At 70.1% G+C, this 21,186-nt stretch carries 17 protein-coding genes; 4 read left to right on the top strand and 13 right to left on the bottom strand.

The features are described from left to right. Window positions 1–26 precede the first annotated feature (26 nt). The 11 genes from OC490_RS13835 to OC490_RS13785 all read right to left on the bottom strand — a co-directional run bounded on the left by OC490_RS13835 (window position 27) and on the right by OC490_RS13785 (window position 16,311). A complete protein-coding gene (locus OC490_RS13835) occupies window positions 27–2,069 on the bottom strand; it encodes a CDP-glycerol glycerophosphotransferase family protein (protein WP_262058195.1) in 2,043 nt (680 codons plus the stop codon). 59 nt (window positions 2,070–2,128) lie between these two features. Continuing rightward, window positions 2,129–3,622: a bifunctional cytidylyltransferase/SDR family oxidoreductase gene (locus OC490_RS13830; protein WP_262058194.1), complete on the bottom strand. Its 1,494-nt coding sequence runs from the start codon at window positions 3,620–3,622 to the stop codon at window positions 2,129–2,131. A gap of 150 nt (window positions 3,623–3,772) precedes the next feature. Further along, window positions 3,773–4,936: a hypothetical protein gene (locus tag OC490_RS13825; RefSeq protein WP_262058193.1), complete on the bottom strand. Its 1,164-nt coding sequence runs from the start codon at window positions 4,934–4,936 to the stop codon at window positions 3,773–3,775. Between the two features lie 96 nt (window positions 4,937–5,032). Then, the gene (locus OC490_RS13820; protein WP_262058192.1) at window positions 5,033–6,583 is read right to left on the bottom strand and encodes an alkaline phosphatase D family protein; all 1,551 of its coding nucleotides are present in this window, start codon (window positions 6,581–6,583) and stop codon (window positions 5,033–5,035) included. Between the two features lie 213 nt (window positions 6,584–6,796). Continuing rightward, window positions 6,797–8,233, bottom strand: a complete 1,437-nt coding sequence (gene obgE, locus OC490_RS13815; RefSeq protein WP_262058191.1) for a GTPase ObgE — start codon at window positions 8,231–8,233, stop codon at window positions 6,797–6,799. 144 nt (window positions 8,234–8,377) lie between these two features. Continuing rightward, window positions 8,378–8,632, bottom strand: a complete 255-nt coding sequence (rpmA, locus tag OC490_RS13810) for a 50S ribosomal protein L27 (RefSeq protein WP_019063244.1) — start codon at window positions 8,630–8,632, stop codon at window positions 8,378–8,380. 14 nt (window positions 8,633–8,646) lie between these two features. After that, entirely contained in the window at window positions 8,647–8,967 is a 321-nt protein-coding gene (gene rplU, locus OC490_RS13805; RefSeq protein WP_007381993.1) for a 50S ribosomal protein L21, read from the bottom strand. Between the two features lie 229 nt (window positions 8,968–9,196). Next, window positions 9,197–13,195: a ribonuclease E/G gene (locus OC490_RS13800; RefSeq protein ID WP_262058190.1), complete on the bottom strand. Its 3,999-nt coding sequence runs from the start codon at window positions 13,193–13,195 to the stop codon at window positions 9,197–9,199. Window positions 13,196–13,456: 261 nt separating this feature from the next. Then, on the bottom strand, window positions 13,457–14,236 hold the full coding sequence (locus OC490_RS13795) for a TIGR03936 family radical SAM-associated protein (RefSeq protein ID WP_262058189.1): 780 nt from the start codon (window positions 14,234–14,236) through the stop codon (window positions 13,457–13,459). A gap of 46 nt (window positions 14,237–14,282) precedes the next feature. After that, the gene (locus tag OC490_RS13790; RefSeq protein WP_410098616.1) at window positions 14,283–15,347 is read right to left on the bottom strand and encodes a hypothetical protein; all 1,065 of its coding nucleotides are present in this window, start codon (window positions 15,345–15,347) and stop codon (window positions 14,283–14,285) included. A gap of 346 nt (window positions 15,348–15,693) precedes the next feature. Further along, window positions 15,694–16,311, bottom strand: a complete 618-nt coding sequence (locus OC490_RS13785; protein ID WP_262058187.1) for a TetR/AcrR family transcriptional regulator — start codon at window positions 16,309–16,311, stop codon at window positions 15,694–15,696. 160 nt (window positions 16,312–16,471) lie between these two features. Here OC490_RS13785 and OC490_RS13780 point away from each other — a divergent pair, with 160 nt between their 5' ends. The 3 genes from OC490_RS13780 (at window position 16,472) to OC490_RS13770 (ending at window position 18,264) form a co-directional block, all read left to right on the top strand. After that, window positions 16,472–17,023, top strand: a complete 552-nt coding sequence (locus OC490_RS13780) for a cysteine hydrolase family protein (RefSeq protein ID WP_262058186.1) — start codon at window positions 16,472–16,474, stop codon at window positions 17,021–17,023. 129 nt (window positions 17,024–17,152) lie between these two features. Then, complete coding sequence (locus OC490_RS13775; RefSeq protein WP_262058185.1) at window positions 17,153–17,998, top strand: hypothetical protein; 846 nt, start codon at window positions 17,153–17,155, stop codon at window positions 17,996–17,998. A 38-nt stretch (window positions 17,999–18,036) separates the two neighbouring features. Next, window positions 18,037–18,264 (top strand): hypothetical protein, encoded by a 228-nt coding sequence (locus OC490_RS13770; RefSeq protein ID WP_262058184.1) that lies wholly within the window; start codon window positions 18,037–18,039, stop codon window positions 18,262–18,264. 7 nt (window positions 18,265–18,271) lie between these two features. Here OC490_RS13770 and OC490_RS13765 read toward each other — a convergent pair whose 3' ends face one another. Then, window positions 18,272–19,381 (bottom strand): glycosyltransferase, encoded by a 1,110-nt coding sequence (locus tag OC490_RS13765; RefSeq protein WP_262058268.1) that lies wholly within the window; start codon window positions 19,379–19,381, stop codon window positions 18,272–18,274. Between the two features lie 344 nt (window positions 19,382–19,725). On the opposite strand from OC490_RS13765, the gene OC490_RS13760 reads away from it, so the two are divergent. Next, complete coding sequence (locus tag OC490_RS13760) at window positions 19,726–20,556, top strand: hypothetical protein (protein WP_262058183.1); 831 nt, start codon at window positions 19,726–19,728, stop codon at window positions 20,554–20,556. Between the two features lie 95 nt (window positions 20,557–20,651). Here the strand turns inward: OC490_RS13760 and OC490_RS13755 are convergent, their stop codons facing one another. Next, window positions 20,652–21,131, bottom strand: a complete 480-nt coding sequence (locus OC490_RS13755; RefSeq protein WP_262058182.1) for a MarR family winged helix-turn-helix transcriptional regulator — start codon at window positions 21,129–21,131, stop codon at window positions 20,652–20,654. Window positions 21,132–21,186 lie beyond the last annotated feature (55 nt).

The following is a 21,186-nucleotide window of genomic DNA, read 5'->3' as shown; positions in this document are numbered from 1 at the left end:
CTTGACCAAATTCTGACTCGCGCAGGTCAGCTCGTCAGTTCGGCCTCCGTCGCGGCCGACCGTTCCTGGCCGACGTTGCGGGCCTCGGACTTGAGCGACAGGTCCCGGACCGCGGTGTTGAACTGCTCGATGGACGTGGGCTCGTCCGGGCCGAGCAGGTACTCCTTGAGTTCCTTGCGGTCCTCGGCCAGCGGGTCGGCGTCCGGGGCGCGGACCGCCGCGAGCAACTCGCCCAGTTCGGCGGCCTTGTTGGACAGGATCACGGCGGCGCGCACCGCGGTGTTCTGCCGCTTGAACTCCTCGACGCCCAACTTCGCGGAGTCCGTGACCGCGTACGGCTTGCCGCTCGCGATGAAGTCGGAGACCACGCTGGAGATGTCGGAGACCATCGCGTCGGACACGTTGAAGCAGTCGTACAGGCGCGGTTCGGCGCCGGAGATGACCCGGTGCTCGAAGGTGCCGAAGGACTTCCAGTACGCGTCGTTCCACTCGGCGCGCAGCCGGGCGATCTCCTCGTACTTGGCCAGGTCGACCACGCCGTCGCGGGTGAGCTCGGCCTCGTCGCCCTTGTCGGCGGCGCCGCCGGTCAGTTCGGTGATCCGGGCCTCGATGCGCGCGAGGTCGGCCTTGGCCTTGCTCTGGGCGGCGGCGTCGGCCGTGAAGCGCGGGTCGGTCGCGCGCTGGGCGGCGGCCTTCTCCACCAGGGCGGTGACCTTGCGGTGCGCGGAGCCGGCCGCGGAGCTGACGGTGCCGGTGAAGGGGTGCGGCTTGTACAGGACGCGGACCGGCGGGTCGGCCTTGAGCAGCTTCTTCACGATGTTCTCGCCGGCCAGGAGAAGGGAGGTGTTGCCGGGGTCGTTGTCCCAGCCCTCCCAGGTGGGCGCGTAGAGCACGGTCGGGATACGGCCCTCGGGCACGCCCTGCCAGCTCTGGATGGGGGCGAGCTGCGGGCGGCCGACCTCGACGATGTCGTCGTCGCGGACCCCGACGTCGGCGATGGCGTAGCGGTCGCGGCCCGCGCGGCCGGCGGTCCACACCTCGTCGTAGACCTTGCTGAACGGGTTGACGCTGGCCAGCTTGTCGCTGTCGCCGTGGCCGATGAAGACGTGCTTCATGGTGGGGACGCGCAGCAGGTGGATGTTCTTGCCGACGTTGGCCGCGTAGAGGGCGACGCGCACGCTCGACAGGTCCATGTTCATCAGGTGCACGCCGCCGGGGACGCAGATGACGGGGACCTTGGTGGGGGCGAGGTTCTGCAGTATGACGCGCTCGCGGAGCAGGACCAGGGGCCGGGACTCCAGCTGCTCCATGGTCTCCAGCCACATGTTGACCTGGTAGGCCGAGTCCTTGGAGCCGGAGAAGCAGAGCACCGTCTGCGGCTTGTACTCGTGCAGCCAGTCGTCGACGGCTTCGAGGATGACCTCGGCGGTCGGCGGGATCTTCGTACCCCGTATGTACGGCAGGAGCGCGACGACATAGAGGGTGCCCAGGAACAGGGTGACGCCGATGCCGATGAAGGCGGCGACGGCCGAGTCCAGCTGTGCGGAGATCAGCAGGCCCACGACGGCGAACAGGTCGAGGTGGAGCATCTTCTCGGCGGAGCGCTCCAGCAGGCCGAACGGCGGGGCGTCCGGGATGTTGATGCGTGAGCCGAGGTCGACGTTGCGGGTGGCGACCGGCATCCGGCGACGGTTGCGGATCAGCGTGACGACGGCGCCGTGCGGGGCCTGGAGGCCGTAGAAGGCGATGAAGCAGGCGATCGCGCCGTAGAAGATCAGGTGGTCCGAGAGGTCCATGCGGGCCAGCAGCAGGATCAGCAGGAGCTGGCGGATCAGGAAGCGGATGGACAGACCCGCTCGGACCTTGCTGAGGCGGTTGACCAGGTAGCTGGCCTGCCGGTGCAGATAGTGGTCGGCGACGTACGTCACGACGGCCGCCGCGGCGAAGGCGGGGACGCTCGGGACGAGTGCGGCCAGCATGAGGGCGGGGAATCCCAGCATCATGAGGACGGCCGCGGCGAGCTCGGCCGCGCTGCCCACCCGGGCAACACGGATGGCGGTGGAAATCACTGATAAACCTGCTCTTAGGGGTTTTGAGTAATTTACCGGGATCTCAGAGGCAGGCTTAATTAAACGCCGTCCTGGACGTCCAGCACCGAGGCGAGGGCGGCCTCGAAGCCGGAGGCCTTGGCCGCACCGGCCGTCGGGTCCTGCTGGCGGACGTCGATGACGTGGCCGGTGAGCTCGGACAGCAGCACGTCGAGGGAGGTGCGGGCCACGGCCTCGGAGGAGAGCAGCGTGCCCGAGGGCTCCTGGCCGAAGGCCTTGGTGCGCATCGGAGTCGCGGTGCGCTCCGGGTTGATGCAGTTGACGCGGATGCCGTCGCCGGCCCACTCGTCGGACAGGGCCTGCGTGAGGTTCACCATCGCGGCCTTGGTCGAGGAGTACAGGCTGTACTCGGCGCGGCCCCGGGTGTAGCTGCTGGAGGTGTAGAGCAGCAGCTGGCCCTTGGTCTCGGCGAGGTACTTGTACGCGGAACGGGCGATCTGCACGGGCGCCAGGTAGTTGACCTTCAGCGCTTCCTCGATGGTCGCGTTGTCCGTCTCGGCCAGCTTGCCGATGCGCAGCACGCCCGCGGTGTTGATGACGTGGTCGATGCGCCCGGTCTCGGCGTAGGCCTTGGACAGCGCGTCGTCGACCTCCTCCGGGTTCTCGACGTGCGTGCCGGTGGTGGAGCGGCCGAGCGCGTAGACCGTGGCGCCGTAGCCCTCGGCGAGCTCGGCGATGTCCTTGCCGATGCCGTAGGAGCCGCCGAAGACGACCAGCGTCTTGCCGGTGAGCAGCTCGCGGTAGGCGGCCTCGTCGACCTGCTCGGGGGCGGCCGTGGAGGCGAGCTGGAAGAGCTTGTCGGCGATGAAGACGTCGACGGGCTGGGTGACCTTCATGTTGTACTCGTCGCCCGCGACGACGTGGATCGGCACGTCCGGCAGGTACCTGAGTACGACCGAACAGTCGTCCGTGGCCTGGAAGTTGGGGTCCCCGGCGGCGACCTCGTAGGCGCGGCGGATCGTGGACAGCTTGAACGCCTGGGGCGTCTGGCCGCGGCGCAGCCGGGAGCGGTCGGGGATCTCGGTGATGAACTCGCCGTCGTCGCCGTGCGTGCGGGTCACGATGATGGTGTCCGCGGAGGGAATGGCCACGTCGACGGCCTGGAAGCGCTCCAGGGCGATCACACAGTCGTCGATCACGCGCTGCGAGAGCAGGGGACGCACGGCGTCGTGGAAGAGGACGTTGGCGTCCTCGCCCTCGGCCAGGCCCTCGCCGAGGGCGGCGATGGCGCGCTCGGTGGTCTCGTTGCGCGTGGAGCCGCCCTCGATGATCCGGGTGACCTTCTTGAAACCGGCCTTGGCGACGATCTTCTCGACGTCGGGGACATAGCCCGGCGCCATCAGAACGATGATGTCGTCGATCGACTCGGCGTTCTCGAAAGTGGTCAGGGTGTGCTCGATGACTGCCTTGCCGGCGATCTTCAGCAGCTGCTTGGGGATCGAGAGACCCACGCGCTGGCCGGTACCGCCGGCCAGGATCACTGCGGTGGTGCGGGGCTTGGCTATGTGCGACACAGGCGACCTTGACCTACCTCGGGACAACGGGGGAACTGGCAAATGGTCCCACTCACGGTAACCGCAGTGCAAGGCGAGTGACCTCCGCCGCATATGTGAGCGACACCTGTCATTCATCTTGCACTGCTGGCGACCGGGCGACGACACCTCTCAGCGGCGCCGGAGCTTCTTCATACAACGGTGACCGAGAACTCGTACGAGTTCCTTCGACGACGTCTGGTGAACGGTCCGCGCCTTCGCCGGCGCGGTGTGCCCGACCGGTGCGGCGGCCACCGCTGCGAGCGCCCCGTACAGCGCCTGCGCGGCCACCTCCGGCGCGATCCGCGCCGTCGCGGGCGCCTTCTCCGCAGTCTCCGCCACGGCCGACAGGAGCGCGGTGTCGCCGACGATCCGTACGCCCGTGGCGGCGATGGTGCCGGCCATCTCGGCGCCGATCGTGCCCGCCGCCTCGACGGCCCACCGAGGTGTCGTGATCTTCACGTCCTGCGGGGTCGGGCTGCACGAATTCTTCATATGCATGACGGCGCCGTTGCGCACGAGCTTGGAATACAGCTCGTCGGGGAGCCCATTGCCGCGGAATTCCACATTGAGCTTTCGCAGCATTTCGGTCTCGGCGAGGGTAAGAGAGCGGTTGGCCGCGTCCGGGACCGGCCGCAGCAGATTCGCGGGCAGTCCGAGCAGCGCCTCGAAGGTGCGCAGCAGCCCGTCCCGGTCGCCGTCGTCGACCACGACGACCGTGACGCGCTCGGGGCCCACGGCCCGGGTCCACCGCTCCACCAGCCGGTCGTGCCGGTGCCGGCGCCAGAAACTGGGGTTGGGCTGCTCGTAGGGCGCCTTGCGGAGCATGTGCTCCAGCCAGTTGTCGTAGCCCATGCGCAGGCCGTTCTGCACGTACTGCTGCCACTGCGAGGGCATGATCTTCACCAGCGGACGCAGAGTGATCAGGATGTGCACGCGCTCGCCGCCGAGTTGTTCCACGATCCGGGCGATCGTCTCGTCGTCCTCGGCGTCGGCGAAGAACTCGCTGCTGATCACCGAGGTGCGGTCGCCGGTGGCGCGCACGGCGTCGAGGAGGCGTGTCCAGTGCTTGTCGGTGGGCACGACGTCGCCCATCATCGCGGGCCGGGCGCAGGCGGCGAGGGCCGCTTCCATCGGGTGTCTGCTGTGCGCGGGGAAGTCGACGCCGTGCTCGGGCATCGCGTCCTTCGCGGCGAACAGCGCGCCCTGGATGGCGGTGGTCCCGGTCTTGTGCGGGCCGATGTGCAGCAGCCGGGTCCCGGAGGGCAGCGCTTCCTTAATACAGTCCGTCTCCATGGTTAATGGAAGGTAAGAGTTGTTCCTGAGTTTGCCCTGAGAGGAGCCTGGGACACGGATGAGTCCCAGGCTCCGGTCACACAGGGTTCACGAAACTCAGACCACCCGGACGCCGGGATCGCCCGACTCCACCCGGAGTGCGGCGTAAGTACTGGGCACGGCCATGGGTTTCACGACGGTGTCCACGACCCTCACCTTCGCGTCGATGCCGTCCTTGCGGATGTCGAACAGGTGGTAGCCGCGATGCGCGTCGATCACCTTCCAGTGCGGGTTGTCCGCCATCAGCGGGTCCCACTGGGCGTGGAAGGCGGCCTGGTCCTGGTCGCCGTTGCTGGAGATGGACGTCCCGACGAACTCGGCGCCGACGACGGCGGAGTCCGGATCGGCGAAGTCCTCCTTGAGGTCGCTGATCATCGTCAGGTGCCGGTCGCCGCTGAGCACCACGGGGTTGCGGACGCTCTTGAAGTCCTCCAGCAGGGCGTTGCGTTCGGCCTGGTAGCCGTCCCAGGCGTCGTAGAACCACTGCTTGCCCGCGCCGAGCAGGGTGTCCGTCTCGGCCATCATGATCTGCGAGGCGATGACGTTCCAGCGGGCGGGCGAGTGGCGCAGCCCCTTCAGCAGCCACGCCTTCTGCTCGGCGCCCATCATGGTCATCGCCGGGTCCTCGGCGCCGGCCTGCGTGGTCGCCTGGTCGCTGCGGAACTGCCGGGTGTCCAGGACGTTGAGCCGCATCAGACGGCCGAACTCCAGGCGCCGGTACATCTGGATGTGCGGCCCGTTCGGCACCGCGCTCGCACGCACCGGCATGTGCTCGTAGTACGCCTGGAAGGCCGCCGTCAGCCGCGCCACGAACGCGTCGTGCGACTGCCTGTCGGGGTCCTGCGGGACCTCCCCCGCCCAGTCGTTGTCCACCTCGTGGTCGTCGAAGGTCACCACCCAGGGGGTGTTGGCGTGCATCGCCAGCAGGTCCGGGTCGCTGCGGTACTGCGCGTACCGGTTGCGGTACTGCACCAGGCTGTACGGCTCCCCGGTCCCCTCGTGCCGGCGCGGCCCCGCGTTCGACGGCGCCGACTCGTAGATGTAGTCGCCGACGAAGAGCACGAAGTCGGGGTCCTGGGACAGCATGTCGGCGTACGGCGTGAAGTAGCCGTTCTGCCAGTTCTGGCAGGAGGCGAGCGCGACGCGCAGCCGGCCGCCGGAGCTGTTCGCGTGCGGCGCGGTGCGGGTGCGGCCGGTGGCGGAGATCTGCCCGCCGGTGCGGAAGCGGTACCAGTAGTCGCGGCCCGGGCGCAGTCCCCGTACATCCACGTGAACGCTGTGCCCGTACTCGGGCCGCGCGGGCGCGACTCCGCGGCGCACGCTCTTTCTGAAACGGGCGTCCTCCGCGATCTCCCACTCCACGGGGACCACTTGATCGGGCATACCGCCCCCGTTCAGCGGGTCCGGGGCGAGGCGCGTCCACAGCACGATGCCGTCGGGCAGCGGGTCGCCGGACGAGATGCCGAGGCTGAACACACCGTCGGGCAGCGGGGTTTCGGCTGCCCGGGCGGAGGTCGGCAGCCACAACTGGGCGGAGGCGGCGGCCCCGAGCACCGCCGCGCCGGCCGCGAGAAAACGTCGTCGATCGGGTGATACGGCTCCGGTCATCGTGAACTCCCTTGCGACGTTGGCCTCTTGGGTCACTTGGAAGCCTCACAGTGCGCGGAGTCCCGCCTGTTGAACAGTAAGTATCGCGTCCATGACAAATCGGCACACAGCAAGAGACCCGTTGCTCGGAGAGCAACGGGTCTCAGCCAGTATCGGTTACGCCGGGCGAACGATCTTCACCCCGGACGGACGGTCACCGCGCGCGGCAGCCGCTCAGAAGGGCTTGAACTCCTCGAACTCCTGCGTCGCCTCGTCCCGTTCGGCCTGCTTGTCCCGACGACGCTGCGTCGCGGGCCGCGGCTCGTCGAGCCGGTGGTCCTCGCCACGCCGGCCCAGCATCTCCGCGCCGGCCATGACGGTCGGCTCCCAGTCGAAGACGACCGCGTTGTCCTCGGGACCGATCGCGACGCCGTCGCCGGAGCGGGCCCCCACCTTCATCAACGAGGCCTCCACACCGAGGCGGTTGAGCCGGTCGGCGAGATAGCCGACGGCCTCGTCGTTGTTGAAGTCGGTCTGCCGCACCCAGCGTTCGGGCTTCTCGCCGCGCACGCGGAAGAGACCGTCCTCCTCCTGTACGACGGTGAAGCCGCTGTCGTCGACCGCCTTCGGGCGGATGACGATCCGGGTCGCCTCCTCCTTCGGCTTCGCGGCCCGCGACTCGGCGACGAACTCCGCGATGGCGAAGGACAGTTCACGCAGTCCCGTGTGGGCGACCGCCGACACCTCGAAGACGCGGTAGCCGCGCGCCTCCAGGTCGGGGCGCACCATCTCGGCCAGGTCCTTGCCGTCCGGTACGTCGATCTTGTTCAGGACGACCATGCGGGGCCGGTTGCCGAGCCCGCCGTACTGCTTCAGCTCCTCCTCGATCATGTCGAGGTCGGAGACCGGGTCGCGCTCGGACTCCAGCGTCGCGGTGTCCAGGACGTGCACGAGGACGCTGCACCGCTCGACATGGCGCAGGAACTCAAGGCCCAGGCCCTTGCCCTGGCTGGCGCCGGGGATGAGACCGGGGACGTCGGCGATCGTGTAGACCGTCTCGCCGGCCGTCACCACGCCCAGGTTCGGGACCAGGGTCGTGAAGGGGTAGTCGGCGATCTTCGGCTTGGCCGCGCTCAGCACGGAGATCAGCGAGGACTTGCCGGCGCTCGGGTAGCCCACGAGTGCCACGTCGGCGACCGTCTTCAGCTCCAGGACGATGTCCTGGAGGTCACCGGGAACACCGAGCAGCGCGAAGCCGGGGGCCTTGCGGCGGGCCGAGGCCAGCGCCGCGTTGCCGAGGCCGCCCCGGCCGCCCTGCGCGGCGATGTACGAGGTGCCGTGGCCGACCAGGTCGGCGAGCACATTGCCCTCGCCGTCGAGCACGACCGTGCCGTCCGGCACGGGCAGGACCAGGTCCTGGCCGTCCTTGCCGGAGCGGTTGCCGCCCTCGCCGGGCTTGCCGTTGGTGGCCTTGCGGTGCGGGGAGTGGTGGTAGTCGAGCAACGTGGTCACGGACTGGTCGACGATGAGGATGACGTCACCGCCCCTTCCGCCGTTGCCGCCGTCCGGGCCGCCGAGCGGCTTGAACTTCTCACGGTGGACGGAGGCACAGCCGTGGCCTCCGTTACCCGCGGCGACATGCAGCTCGACGCGGTCCACGAAGGTGGTCATGGGATGTGCCTCCAGTTACGTACGGGTGTTTCCAGGTCAACACGCGAAAGGCGGACCCGCTTCCCGGAAGGGAAGTGAGGTCCGCCTCGCGAAAGCTTCCGATCAGTTGCCCGAATCAGTTGCCTGAATCGGTTACCTGATATGTCAGGCGACCGGAACGATGTTCACGACCTTGCGGCCACGGTGGGTACCGAACTCCACCGCACCGGCGTTCAGCGCGAACAGCGTGTCGTCGCCGCCACGGCCGACGCCCGAACCGGGGTGGAAGTGGGTGCCGCGCTGGCGGACCAGGATCTCACCCGCGTTGACGACCTGACCGCCGAAGCGCTTCACGCCGAGCCGCTGGGCATTGGAGTCGCGACCGTTCCGGGTGGACGATGCGCCCTTCTTGTGTGCCATCTCTCCTCAGTCCCTTACTTCGCAGCCGCGGGGATCTCAGTGACCTTGATCGCCGTGTACTGCTGGCGGTGGCCCTGACGACGGCGGTAACCGGTCTTGTTCTTGTAGCGAAGGATGTCGATCTTGACGCCCTTGTGGTGGTCCACGACCTCGGCCTGGACCTTGATGCCGGCCAGCACCCACGGGTCGCTGGTCACAGCGTCGCCGTCGACAACGAGCAGGGTCGAGAGCTCGACCGTGTCGCCAACCTTGGCAGTGGAAATCTTGTCAACCTCAACGATGTCGCCGACAGCAACCTTGTGCTGGCGACCACCGCTGCGCACGATGGCGTACACGCGGATCTCACTCTCTCGCTCGGGAACGGCACCCCCGCAGTCCAGCCGCCCTGCAGAGCAGACGGCCTCTCCCGGTGGAACACACCCGGGAGGAAGAGGTTTACGGGGATGTGGCGTGTCACCAGTGGACACGCCGACAGTCAAGGTTACGGGGCCGCAGCCGAACGGGTCAAACCGGGCCCGTGGGGAGTGCGGCCGGTCACACGGACCGGCCGCACCCACCCGGGGTTCAGGCCTCGTCGGTGGAGGCGGTGACGGAGGACGGGCTCGTCTGCTCCGCCGCCGCGGTCTTCTTCGACGTGGTCTTGGCGGCCTTCTTGGCCGTCGTCTTCTTGGCGGCCGTCTTCTTGGCCGCGGTCTTGGTGGCCGCCGCCTTCTTGGCGACCGCCTTCTTCGCCGGGGCCTTCTTGGCGGCCTTGCGCGCGGCCGTCTTCTTCACCGGCGCGTCAGCCTCGCCCTCGGCAGCGAACTCGGCGACCGGCGCCTCCTCCACCACGGCCGACGGCACGACCGTGACGGCCGCCTCCTCGGACGCGGTGGGCGCGGTGGCCTTGCGCACGGCACGACGCCGCGGGCGGGCCGGAGCCGCGCTCTCGGCGGGCGCCTCGGGCTGCTCGACAGCGGCCGGAGCCGGGGCGGATGCCTCGACGACGACCGGCGCGGTGGTCTCGGTGACCGTCACCACGGCGGCCTCCTCGGACCCCGCCGGAGACCCGGCGGGCGCGGTCGCCTTACGGGTCGCACGACGGCGCGTACGCCCCTTGGGCGCGGCATCGTCGACAACCGGAGCCTCGGCCACGGGGGCCGGGGTCTCCTCGACCGCGGGCGCCTCGACGACCGGGTCCTCCACGGCGACCGGCTCGGCCTCCTCACGCACCTCGTGGACCTCACGCGGCTGCCGCGACTCACGCGACTCCGCCCTCGGCGCACCGGCCGGAGCCGACGCCCGCCGGCTAGTCCGGCGCCGCGAACGCCCGCCACGGGTGGCCGCGGCCTCCGCCTCGGCGGCGCTGCTGTACAGGTCCTCGTCGGGCCTGAACTCGGTCTCCGCGAACGGCACCGGCATGGCGACCTCGGCCGCCACCTCCGCCTCGGTCTCGACCTCGTCCGACTCGTGCTCGTGCGTGTCGTGACCGTCGTGGACGTCCTGCCCGCTCCCGTCGCCACCACGCCCGCGCCGCTTGCGCTTGCCGCCGCCACCGACCGAGGTCGGCTGCTCCATGTGCACGATGACACCGCGGCCGTTGCAGTGCACGCAGGTCTCGGAGAAGGACTCAAGGAGGCCCTGTCCGACGCGCTTGCGGGTCATCTGGACCAGGCCCAGCGAGGTGACCTCGGCGACCTGGTGCTTCGTACGGTCGCGGCCCAGGCACTCCAGCAGACGCCGCAGCACCAGGTCCCGGTTGGACTCCAGGACCATGTCGATGAAGTCGATGACGACGATGCCGCCCAGGTCGCGCAGCCGCAGCTGGCGCACGATCTCCTCGGCCGCCTCCAGGTTGTTCCTGGTCACGGTCTCTTCGAGGTTGCCGCCCTGACCGGTGAACTTGCCGGTGTTGACGTCGATCACGATCATCGCTTCGGTCTTGTCGATGACCAGCGAACCGCCGCTCGGCAGCCAGACCTTGCGGTCCAGCGCCTTCATCAGCTGCTCGTCGATGCGGTACGTCGCGAAGACGTCGACCTCGGACGTCCACTTGGACAGCCGGTCGGCGAGGTCGGGGGCGACGTGCGAGACGTAGCCGTGGATGGTGTCCCACGCCTCGTCACCGCTGACGATGACCTTGGTGAAGTCCTCGTTGAAGATGTCGCGCACGACGCGGACGGTCATGTCCGGCTCGCCGTACAGCAGCGTCGGAGCGTTCGAACCGCCGCCGCCCTTCGCCTTCTTCTGGATGTCCTCCCACTGCGCCTGCAGCCGCTCGACGTCACGGCTGAGCTCGTCCTCGCTCGCGCCCTCGGCGGCGGTGCGCACGATGACGCCCGCGTCCTCCGGGACGATCTTCTTGAGGATGGTCTTCAGCCGGGCCCGCTCGGTGTCGGGCAGCTTGCGGCTGATGCCGGTCATCGAGCCCTCGGGGACGTACACGAGGTAACGCCCCGGCAGGGAGACCTGGCTGGTCAGCCGCGCGCCCTTGTGCCCGATCGGGTCCTTGGTGACCTGCACGAGGACCGACTGGCCCGACTTCAGGGCGGACTCGATGCGGCGCGGCCCGTTGGCCATGCCGAGCGCCTCGAAGTTGACCTCACCGGCGTACAGGACGGCGTTGCGCCCCTTGCCGATGTCGATGAACGCGGCCTCCATGGAGGGCAGCACGTTCTGGACCTTGCCCAGGTAGACGTTGCCGACGTACGAGGTCGACTGCTCCTTGTTGACGTAGTGCTCGACGAGCACGCCGTCCTCCAGGACGCCGATCTGCGTGCGCTCACCGCTCTGCCGGACGACCATCACACGCTCGACGGCCTCGCGCCGGGCCAGGAACTCGGCCTCGGTGATGATCGGGACGCGCCGGCGACCCTGCTCGCGGCCTTCACGGCGGCGCTGCTTCTTGGCTTCGAGACGCGTCGAGCCCTTGATGGACTGCACCTCGTCGCTCGGGTGGTCGTCCTTCTTGGCGCGCGGCTCACGGACCTTGACGACGGTGCGCTCGGGGTCGTCCGACGACGAGACCGACTCGCTCTCGCCGCCCGAGTCACCGGCACGACGACGCCGACGGCGCCGGCGACGGCTGCTGCTCGATCCGGAACCGCCCTGGTCCTCGTCCGCCTCCTCGGCGTCCTCCTCGACCTGCTCGGCGGTGTCCTCGGCGTCTTCGGCGGCCTGCTCGGCGGCGTACTCCTCGCCGTCCTCGGCCTCGTCCTCACCGGTGGCGGACTCGCCACGGCGACGACGCCGGCCGCCACGGCGACGGCGGCGGCGCGAACCGGTCTCCTCGGTCTCGTCACCGTCGGCGGAGTCCTCGGCCTCCTCGGCCTCTTCCGGCTCCTCCTCGACCACGACGGCCTCCACGACGGCCGGAGCGACGGGCTCGGCCTCGAAGGCGGCACCGCGGCGACGACGCCTGCGGCGCCCCCCGGTCTCCTCCTCGACGACCCCCACGGCGACGGGCTCGACAACGACGATCTCTTCCTCGTCATCGTCGTCCGCGGCCTCGGCGGCAGCGGCGGCGGCCCGCTCCGGCGTCTGGAACATCGGCTCGGTGAAGACGGGCGCCCGGAACACGGCCACAGCGGGGCGCGTGGGCCGACGCGGCCCCTCGTCCTCCTCGGCGGCATTGCCGTTCTTGGGCGCGGGCGCGGAGAACCCGCCGGCCGCGGTCCGCACGGCCCGGCGCCGACGACGCGGCCCGGAGTCCTCGGCGGGAGCATCGGCAGTGGTCTTCGTCTCCGCGGCGTCCGCGGCGGTCTCGTCGTTCACAGGGGCCTCCTCGCCCACGGGCGTCCCGGCAGGCGCGGACACACGGCGCGTGGCGCGACGACGGCTCCTACGCGGCGCGGCATCCTCGTCGGACGCAGCGGGCGCGGCACCTTCGGTCACTTCAGTCACTTCGGTTGCGACGGCGGCAGCAGGCGCTGCGGTCGCTTCGGTGTTCGCGTCGGCCTCGGCCGCCTGGGGCGCACCGGCGGGCGCGGAGGCGCGCCGGGTCGCACGACGGCGCGCACGAGGGGCGGGCGCCGCCTCTTCCACCGGGGCTTCCGCCACGGCTTCCTCTACGACGGCCGGAGCGACAGGCTCCTCCGCCTGCTCCACCGCGGCCTCGGGGGCAACAGCCTCGGGCGCGGTCACCGTGCGCGTGGCACGACGGCGGGTGCGGCGCGGAGCCGCGTCCTCGCCGGACACGACAGGCGCGACCTCTTCCGCCACGGTGGTCTCTTCAGGTGCGGCAGCGGCAACAGCCGGCACCACGATCTCGGCCGCCTCGGGCACCGCACTCGCCTCGGGCGCGGACACCCGGCGGGTCGCACGACGACGCGTACGACCGGCAGTCGCGGCCTCTTCGACGACGACGGGCGCCTCGGGGGTCACCTCGACGACGCTCTCGTCGGTTTCGTTCTTCTCGTCGCTCACCTCGGCCGGTATGGCCGGAGCGCTGCTTTCGACCGCGCCCTCGGGGGCGGTCGGCGGTCCCGCCGGGCGAGACGCGGCGCGGCGCCTGCGGCGCGGCGGCAGCGTGTCGCTGGGGGTGTTCGGTTCGGAACCCTCGATGGGTTCGGTCGGTTCGAGCATGCGGGCGTTTCTCCCGTCAGGCTCCCGGGCGCCGCGCCTGGTCCGGCATGAATGCCGGTGACGTCCGCGGCTCGCGCGTTGCGCGGTGCCGCCGTCCGGGGCGCGGGCGCCGCACGGGAGCTCTCTGTGTCCTGTCTCGCCGGTTCCGTACGCCCAGTTGCGGACGGCCTGGCGAAAGTCTTGTGGTCGGTGCGCTGCCCGACCCAGGTGGCTCCCGAGTCCGAGGGCGGCGCTACGACGTCCGTCCTACGCGGAACTTCCCTACGCCGGCGCCTTCGCGGCGGCAGCTTCGGCGACCGTGGGATTCCCGGTCACTGCTGCCTCGCGGTCGGGCGCGAGCGGGTCGGTCACCGTGCCGGTCTCTTCATCGAACAGCCCCTGCGCCAGCCTGGTCACCGCTGCGGCGACCGGCGGCGCCAGGTCGGCCACGGCGCGAAGACCGGACAGGACGTCGTCGGGTCGAACGGCAGGCGTCACGTGCCGAACAACCAGCCGCAGTATCGCACAGGCCTGGTCGGTAGGCCTATCAGCCTGTGGACCGATCGTCTCAGAAGAGGCTTCGAGGCTCGCTACGGCAGAACGGGCGTCGAAGGTGCGCATGCCGTTCTTGGCCATGCGCTGGACCTCGACGCTCTCGGCCGCGTTGAACGCGGCCACCGCGCGTTCGGCGTCCTCGGGAGCCACCCCGTCGAGCCGCAGCTCCCACACGGAAGCCGTGAGCCGGTCGGCGAGCCCGGAGGTCCGGGCCTCGACCGCGTCGACGATGTCGAGCCCGATGGGCATCGACTCGTCGAGCAGCTCGCGCAGTTTGTCGGGGTCGCGCTCGGCGGTGAGCGCGATCTCCAGGTATTCCGCCTCACTGCCCGTGCCGGTGGGTGCGGCATTGGCGTACGACACCTTCGGGTGCGGTGTGAACCCCGCCGAGTACGCCATCGGCACCTCGGCGCGGCGCAGCGCACGCTCGAAGGCGCGCTGGAAGTCACGGTGGCTGGTGAACCGGAGGCGGCCGCGCTTGGTGTAGCGCAGTCGGATGCGCTGCACCGCGGGTGCGGGCGGCGGGCCTTCGGGCTGTCGCTTGCCCAGTGTCCTAGTCCTTCGTGAGAACGGTCGTACTTCTACCAAGAGTACGTGTCTCGTCGCCCATCGGTTCCCGTCGCTCCACCGGCTGCGGCTGCCCGGGCTCGCCGAAAACCATCCGCCGGAAGTCGGCCCGCGCCTGCCGGGCGGACTCGCGGGCGGCGGTGAGCACCTGCCGGGTGACCCGGCCCACCCCGCGCGCGGCCTCGGCGGCGGGCCGCAGCACCAGGTCCCGTACGACGTGTCCGACCGGGGTGAGGACGGTCCGGTACACCCAGCTCACCGGCGCCACGAAGATCCACCGGAAGAGGGTCCCCAGTGCGCGCCCCACGGCGAGCGAGATGTGCCCGGCGATCCGCCAGGCGTGCCCGAGGGCGTCCCACACTTCCCGTCCTACGACGGCGAGGACGCGCCCGACCGGTGTCAGGACCCAGCGCCAGAGCGCGATCGCGGGCAGCACCAGCAGGATCCGGGCCGTCCAGTACAGGACGACACCGACACCGGTACCGACAGCCCTCGCCAGCCACAGCAGCCCACGCCCGCACCAGGCGATCGCGCGTCCGACCGGGGCGAGCACCCAGGCGTACAGCCACCCGGCGGGTACGACGAGCAGATACCGCCCGAGCCAGGCCAAGCCGGCAGCCATTCCGTTGACGACCCACGCGCACGCGTGCCCGACGGGAGTGAGCACGCGCGCGTACACCCACGCCAGACCGCTCCCGATCTGCCGAGCGCTCCAACCGAGGGCGTGTCCGACCGGGGTCAGCACATACCGGTACAGCCAGACCAGAGGCACCAGGACGAGCGTGTTCACGAGCCATCCGACCGCCTTGGCGCCGGGTACGACGACGTACCGCCACAGCGCCACCAACGGCCACACGAACACCGCCCGCCCCAGCGGTCGCAGCACGGTCCGCCACAGGAACCGCCCGCCGACCACCAGCGCGTCCCACACCACCCGCACCGGCACGACCAGCACGAGCACGACGATCCGTACGGGAACACGGATCGCGACGGCGAGACACCCCTCGGGCGACTGCGGCGCGGGCTGCGCGGCCGGTTTCTCGAACTTCACAGGGACGTCCATATCAGTCAGGACGCCTCAACACCACATACGGATGCGGTACGGCACCCTCCTCATTCCCCCTCGACCCCGGCCGGCGTACGCAGAGGTCGCCCACGGCGAGGAGTGGACGGTGACGCGTTCGAGGCCGAGTTCCCGGCCACGGCCCAGCACCGCCTCCACGAGCCGCCGGCCAGGCCATCCCGATGACCATGCCGTCCCGCACTACGACCATGCACCGATGCGAACCGGCGATCTCCGCAGCCCCGCGACGGCGTCCAGTTCGGCGGGTTCGGCGGGTTCGGCGGGTTCGGCGGCGCGGATCGTGACGTCGTCCACCCGTGCATTGTGCGGGAGTTCAGCGGTCGTCGGCAGGGGGCGTCAGCAGCGCGTCGACGATCTCCCGCAGGGGCGCGGCCAGTTGACCCGCGGTCGCGTCACGCAGAGGCCGCAGGCCTACGGCGGACCGTACGACGGCGACGCCGACGCCGAGCGCGACCAGGAGCTGCGCCCGCAGCAGCCGTTCGTCGTCGTCCTCCCCCGCCGGTTCCCCGCCGGACGCCGCGAGGATCTGGCGGCCGAACTCGTCCAGGGCCTTGCGGCGCAGCGCGTCCACGCGCTCGTCGCCGGAACCGCGCAGCAGCATCAGCACGGGGTGTTCGCCGAACTCCGGCCAGGCACCGGCGGAGAGTTGGTGACTGAGCGCCTCGGCGAGACCTTCCCGGTCCTGCGGGAAGTGCTCATCCCGGCCCAGGAACCGGGGAGTTGACGCCAGGGCCGCCTTGAACAGCCCTTCCTTCGAGTCGAAGTACCGCTTGATGAGCGCCAGGTTGACCCCGACGTCGGCGGCCACGTCCCGCAGTGTCGTGCGGTCGTACCCGAGCCGGGTGAACCGGCTGCTCGCGGCCTCCAGGAGCGCCTGCCGGGTCGCCGCCGCGTCCCGGCGCCGGGGCCCGTCGGCCTCACTCGTCTCCACCGGCAGCCTCCTCGGACAGGTCAAGTAATCACTCGTTGACATGACTACAGGGCATGGTTACGTTAAGCAAGTAATCACGTGATGACTTAGCCCGTGCCCCTCACGTGCACCCCCTCCCGTCCGGCCCTCACGCCCGGCCCTCCCGTCCGAAAGGACAACGGTGTCCAAGCAAGCCCTCCTCGTCATGGACGTCCAGCGCGTCATCGTCGACCGCTACCCCGACCCGGCCTATCTGCCGCGCCTGCGCAAGGCGATCGACACGGCCCGCACGGACGGCGTCCCCGTGATCTACGCGACCGTCGGATTCCGCCCCGGCGCCCCGGAGGTCAGCCCCCGCAACAAGATGTTCGGCAGGCTCGCGGGCGTCCAGATGCCGGCCGCTGCCGCCCAGGCCAACGAGATCCACCCGGACGTGGCCCCCGAACCCGGCGACATCCTCGTCACGAAGCGCCGCGTCAGCGCGTTCGCCGGCAGCGACCTCGACATGGTGCTGCGGGCGAACGACATCGACCACCTGGTCCTGACGGGCATCGCCACCAGCGGCGTCGTCCTGTCGACGCTCCGCCAGGCGTCCGATCTGGACTTCACGCTCACCGTCCTGTCCGACGGCTGCCTCGACAACGACCCCGAGGTGCACCGGGTCCTCACGGAGAAGGTGTTCCCGATGCAGGCGGACGTCACGACGGTGGCGGAGTGGGGCGCCGTGCGCTGACTCCCTATATTGGTCCCCCTGTGTGACGCGGCTCCCGCCCGCACCCGACGGGCCGGGGCCGACGTCCGTGCGATCCGGGGGGATTGAGCGCTCGTGCGAATACGACCAGGCGGTACTCGGGGTGCGGCCATGGCCGCCGCACTCTGCGCCGTAGCCCTACTGCTGCTCGGCGGATGCGGGACGCGGGTGGCCGGTGACACGAACGACGCGAACAGCGCGACGTCGACCGCGTCGCTGCCCTGGACCCTGGCACAGCCCTCCAGGGTCACCGCGGCCCAACTCGCCACCGACGGGCGCACATTGACCCTCGCCGCCCAGGTACCCGACGGCAAGCACCCGTGTGTGCGGGCGTTCAAGGCCGCGCTCAGCGACTCCTCGCAGAAGTACATGTGGGTCCAGATCACCTTCTCCTCACCGGACGGGGACAAGCGCTCCGGGTGCACCGGGGAACGTACGGCCTCGACGCGGCTCCGGCTGCCCGAACCCCTGGGAAATCGGGAGCTGATCGTCGACAGCTCCACCCAATTCACCGCCGACGGCGCCAAGTTGCCCGCACTGCGCCTGTGCGGGGAACTCGGCTGCCACCCGCCGGCCACCGGCTGCACCGTTTCCTCCTACGAGCAGGCGATGATCGCGGCCGACGCCCCCGAGCACAGCTACCGCGACGCGGAACACTGCGACGGCAAGTGGCTGGTCATCGACTTCTCCTGGCGTACGGGCCCGGTCTGCGGCGACACGACCGCGACCCCGTCCGGGTGCACGTCCCGGCTGGGCGACCGCTGGTTCTTCCGCGCGAAGCCAGCCGGCTGGAAGGTGATCACGGCTAGCCCGACCGGGGGCTGCAAGGCGGTGCAACGCGTGGAGCCCGCGTTCCCCACGGCGTTGTGCGCGACGCTGACCCCGCTCTCCGCGTCCCTGCACCCGAGCCATCCGCCGCAGTCGGCTTCCGCGACTCCGCTCACACCCACCCCGTAATCTCGTCAACACATGCCAAGAACGGGGGAGTTCACACAATGGCGAAACCGGTACGCGTGGCGCTGGACGACGGCATCTGGCTCAACTGCCAGATCTGCCAAGGGGATCTGTTCCGCGAGCGGGGCGTCCTGCTCAACAGCACCGGCATGGAGTTCATGAAACTGGGCTGGGCCGACGAGAACGCCACCGGTCTGATCTGCTGGCGGTGCGGCTACGTCCACCTGTTCGTGAACAGGGACATCAAGCTCTACCGGGCCGACAAGTAGCGGGCGCCTACTTCCTCCTCCCCCTGGCCGCCTTGCCCGCCCGGGAGACCTTCGGCCTGCGTACGGGAACCATGGCGAGGTGCGGAGCGGAGAACTCCCGGTTGGCCAGGGTCTGTTGGCGGACGGAGGCGGGCAGGTCCGACAGGGCCAGCAGCCTGTCGCACGCCTCGACGGAGGCCGCGAACTCGCCCACCCAGTAGGCGGTGATCGAGAACTCGAAGAGGAGCCCCCATCGGTACACCCAGGGCTGGGTGAAGAGCAGATCGTCCGGTTCCGGTCTGCCGACGACGTCACCGAGCAGGGCGTACGCGGTGCGGTAGCGGCCCGCGAGACGCAGGCGGGACGCCAACTCGTAGCAGGCTTCAAGCCGTTGAGGGCGTCCGTCCCACGCACGGGAGAACGCGTCCATCGCCCCCGGCCAGTCGTCGGTCCGCTCCGCCCTGAGGAGTCCGGCCTCCAGGAGCGAGCAGTAGACCTCCTCGCCCCAGCCGCCCATCCCGGCGCGACGCTCGTAGAGAGCGATCGCTTCCTCCACGTGCCCGAGGTCCCGCTCGGTGTTGGCCAGATAGAAGACGGTGCGCGGATTGTCGGGGTCGCGGTCCAGCTCGCGCCGCAGCAGGCGCGCGTCCCGCTCGAACTTGTCACTGCGGCACCCGCCGTCGGCCTGGTCCTCGACGACGAGGGCGCTCAGGTTCTCCTGGGTGTCGGGCTCGTCGGTGCACGGGTACTCGTGGGTGACCCCCTCGTAGCGCCACAGCCAGTCGCCCCGCATCAGATGCTTGAACCGGTGCTGGGTGCCGGGGCCGTCGTAGCGCAGCATGTACGAGCCCGCGGTCAGCCGCGGCAGCGGGGCGTCCTGCCGCAGGACGTGGTCGGCGTCGAGAGTGAGGAGATAGTCGGCCCTGCCGCGGGCGAGCTGGATGTTCCGGGTGCGGTTGTGCCCGAAGTCGACCCAGGGCTCCTCGTGGAGTTCGCCGGGAACACCGTCCAGCACCTTGCGGATCAGGTCCTGCGTGCCGTCCGTGGAGCCGGTGTCGGAGATCACCCAGTAGTCGATGAGAGGGCGGACGGCCTCCAGACAGCGCTCGATCACGAGCGACTCGTTCTTGACGATCATGCACAGGCAGAGGGTCTGCTGCTTCACGGCCTCACCCGTCCCGGACGCTGACGTCCCGTCGGAAACACGCGCGCCACAGTGACACGCACCCGCTGCCCGACCGCCCATCCACGCGGAGGACCGCGCCCGAGAGCCCCCGAACAGCGGCGGCTGAGCCCGGACGGGTGATCGCAGGTAAAAGATGCCCATCAGAACCCATCGATTAGTCCGATACGACGATAAATGGGCGCGTTCCGAACCGGCGCACCGATTCCCCGCCCGGCTCAGGTCAAGCTCGCACTCGGATTCGGGAGATCACCCGAACCGGTCGAGCAAGTCGAGCAAGTCGAGCAAGGAGCATGTGGATGAGTCCTGAGTTCCGAACATCGCCGCTCGGGCCGCTGGCCCGGAACAGGTTCAGGAAAGCCGGCATGGTGGCCTCGCTCGCGCTGGCCCTGGCGGCCGGGGCGGCCGGTCCGGCCACCGCGGCCGCACGGAGCATGCCCGACCAGGTCAGGGCGGCCGCCGGAAACGGCGGCGGCGACTGCAAGCCGCACCACCATCACAAGTCCGAGGCGACCGAGGCCGGCGGCAAGGGTCACTGCAAGGGCCCGACCGGACCCACCGGCCCCACCGGCCCGAAGGGCGACCCGGGCCCGGCCGGACCTGCCGGACCGAAGGGCGACCCGGGCCCCGCCGGGGGGCCGACCGGACCCGCAGGACCGGCTGGACCCGCAGGACCCGCAGGACCTGCCGGGCCGAAGGGCGACCAAGGACCCGTCGGACCGACGGGTGCCGCCGGCCCCTGCTCCGACATCGACGCCCAGCAGGACTCGAACAACTTCGAGCTGCGAGCCGCGCTGACCGGTGGAAAGACCTACGCGGGTATCCACGACCTCCGGGGCACCAACCCCCGCAACTTCCTCTGGACCGACCTCAGTACCCACGCCAACTACCCGGCGGGCGGCGCGGCCGGCACCCCCTGCGGGGTCGCCATCAACGGGCACAGCGCCAACGCGGGGGAGCCCATCAAGTTCGACGTCATGACGACCACGGGCCAGGTCTGGGAGACCACCTGTGTCGAGGTCAACAGCACCAACCCCGCCACGCTGAACTGCAACACCGGGAACACCCCCAACCCCTGGACCAAGGTGACGCTGCAGCCGTCGCCCGGGGTCATCAACGGCGGGGTGTGACAACCCCGCACCGCACGAGAACAGCACGCGGAAAGGGACGCCCGGAGGTCAGCCGACAGACCTCCGGGCACCCCCGTGCCACGCGTCCACGCCCCTCAGCGCCCCCGCTCCTCCCCCACCGCCACCTCATAGGCGAGCAGGGTGTCCACAAAGAGCCGCCGCTCCGCCGGACTCAGCGGACCGAGCACTCGACGCCAAGCCGCCGCGCCGGGCGCCAGCCACGCGGCGATCGCGTCGTGCCGTTCGGCCGCGATGGCCACGATCCGGCGCCGCCGGTCGGACGTGTCCTCGCGCCGGTCGAGGATGGCCTTCTCGCTCAGATCGCCGACCATCAGGCTGACCGTGGTGGGCGCCACCCCGAGCCGCGCGGCCAGTTCGCTGACGGTCATGGGCCCGTCGAACAACAGGCAGGACAGCAGGGAGAGATGGCGGGGCGCCAACGACTCCGACTGCAGACCCTCGGGCAGCGGAACGCGCTTCACCCGGCTCGCCATCCGCGGCATGAGCAACAACAGTTCACGCACGACGGCGTCGACGTCACCCGCCCCGGCCTCGTGTCGCTCGGATCCGGCCATCACGCACCCCTCGGCATTTATCTTTGACGGCAAAGATGCTTTGCTAACAAAGACA

The sequence above is a fragment of the Streptomyces sp. STR69 genome (assembly GCF_024519455.1).
Lineage (GTDB): Bacteria > Actinomycetota > Actinomycetes > Streptomycetales > Streptomycetaceae > Streptomyces.
Note: the sequence above shows the minus strand (reverse complement) of the source record. Positions and strands in the feature narration are given on the sequence as shown.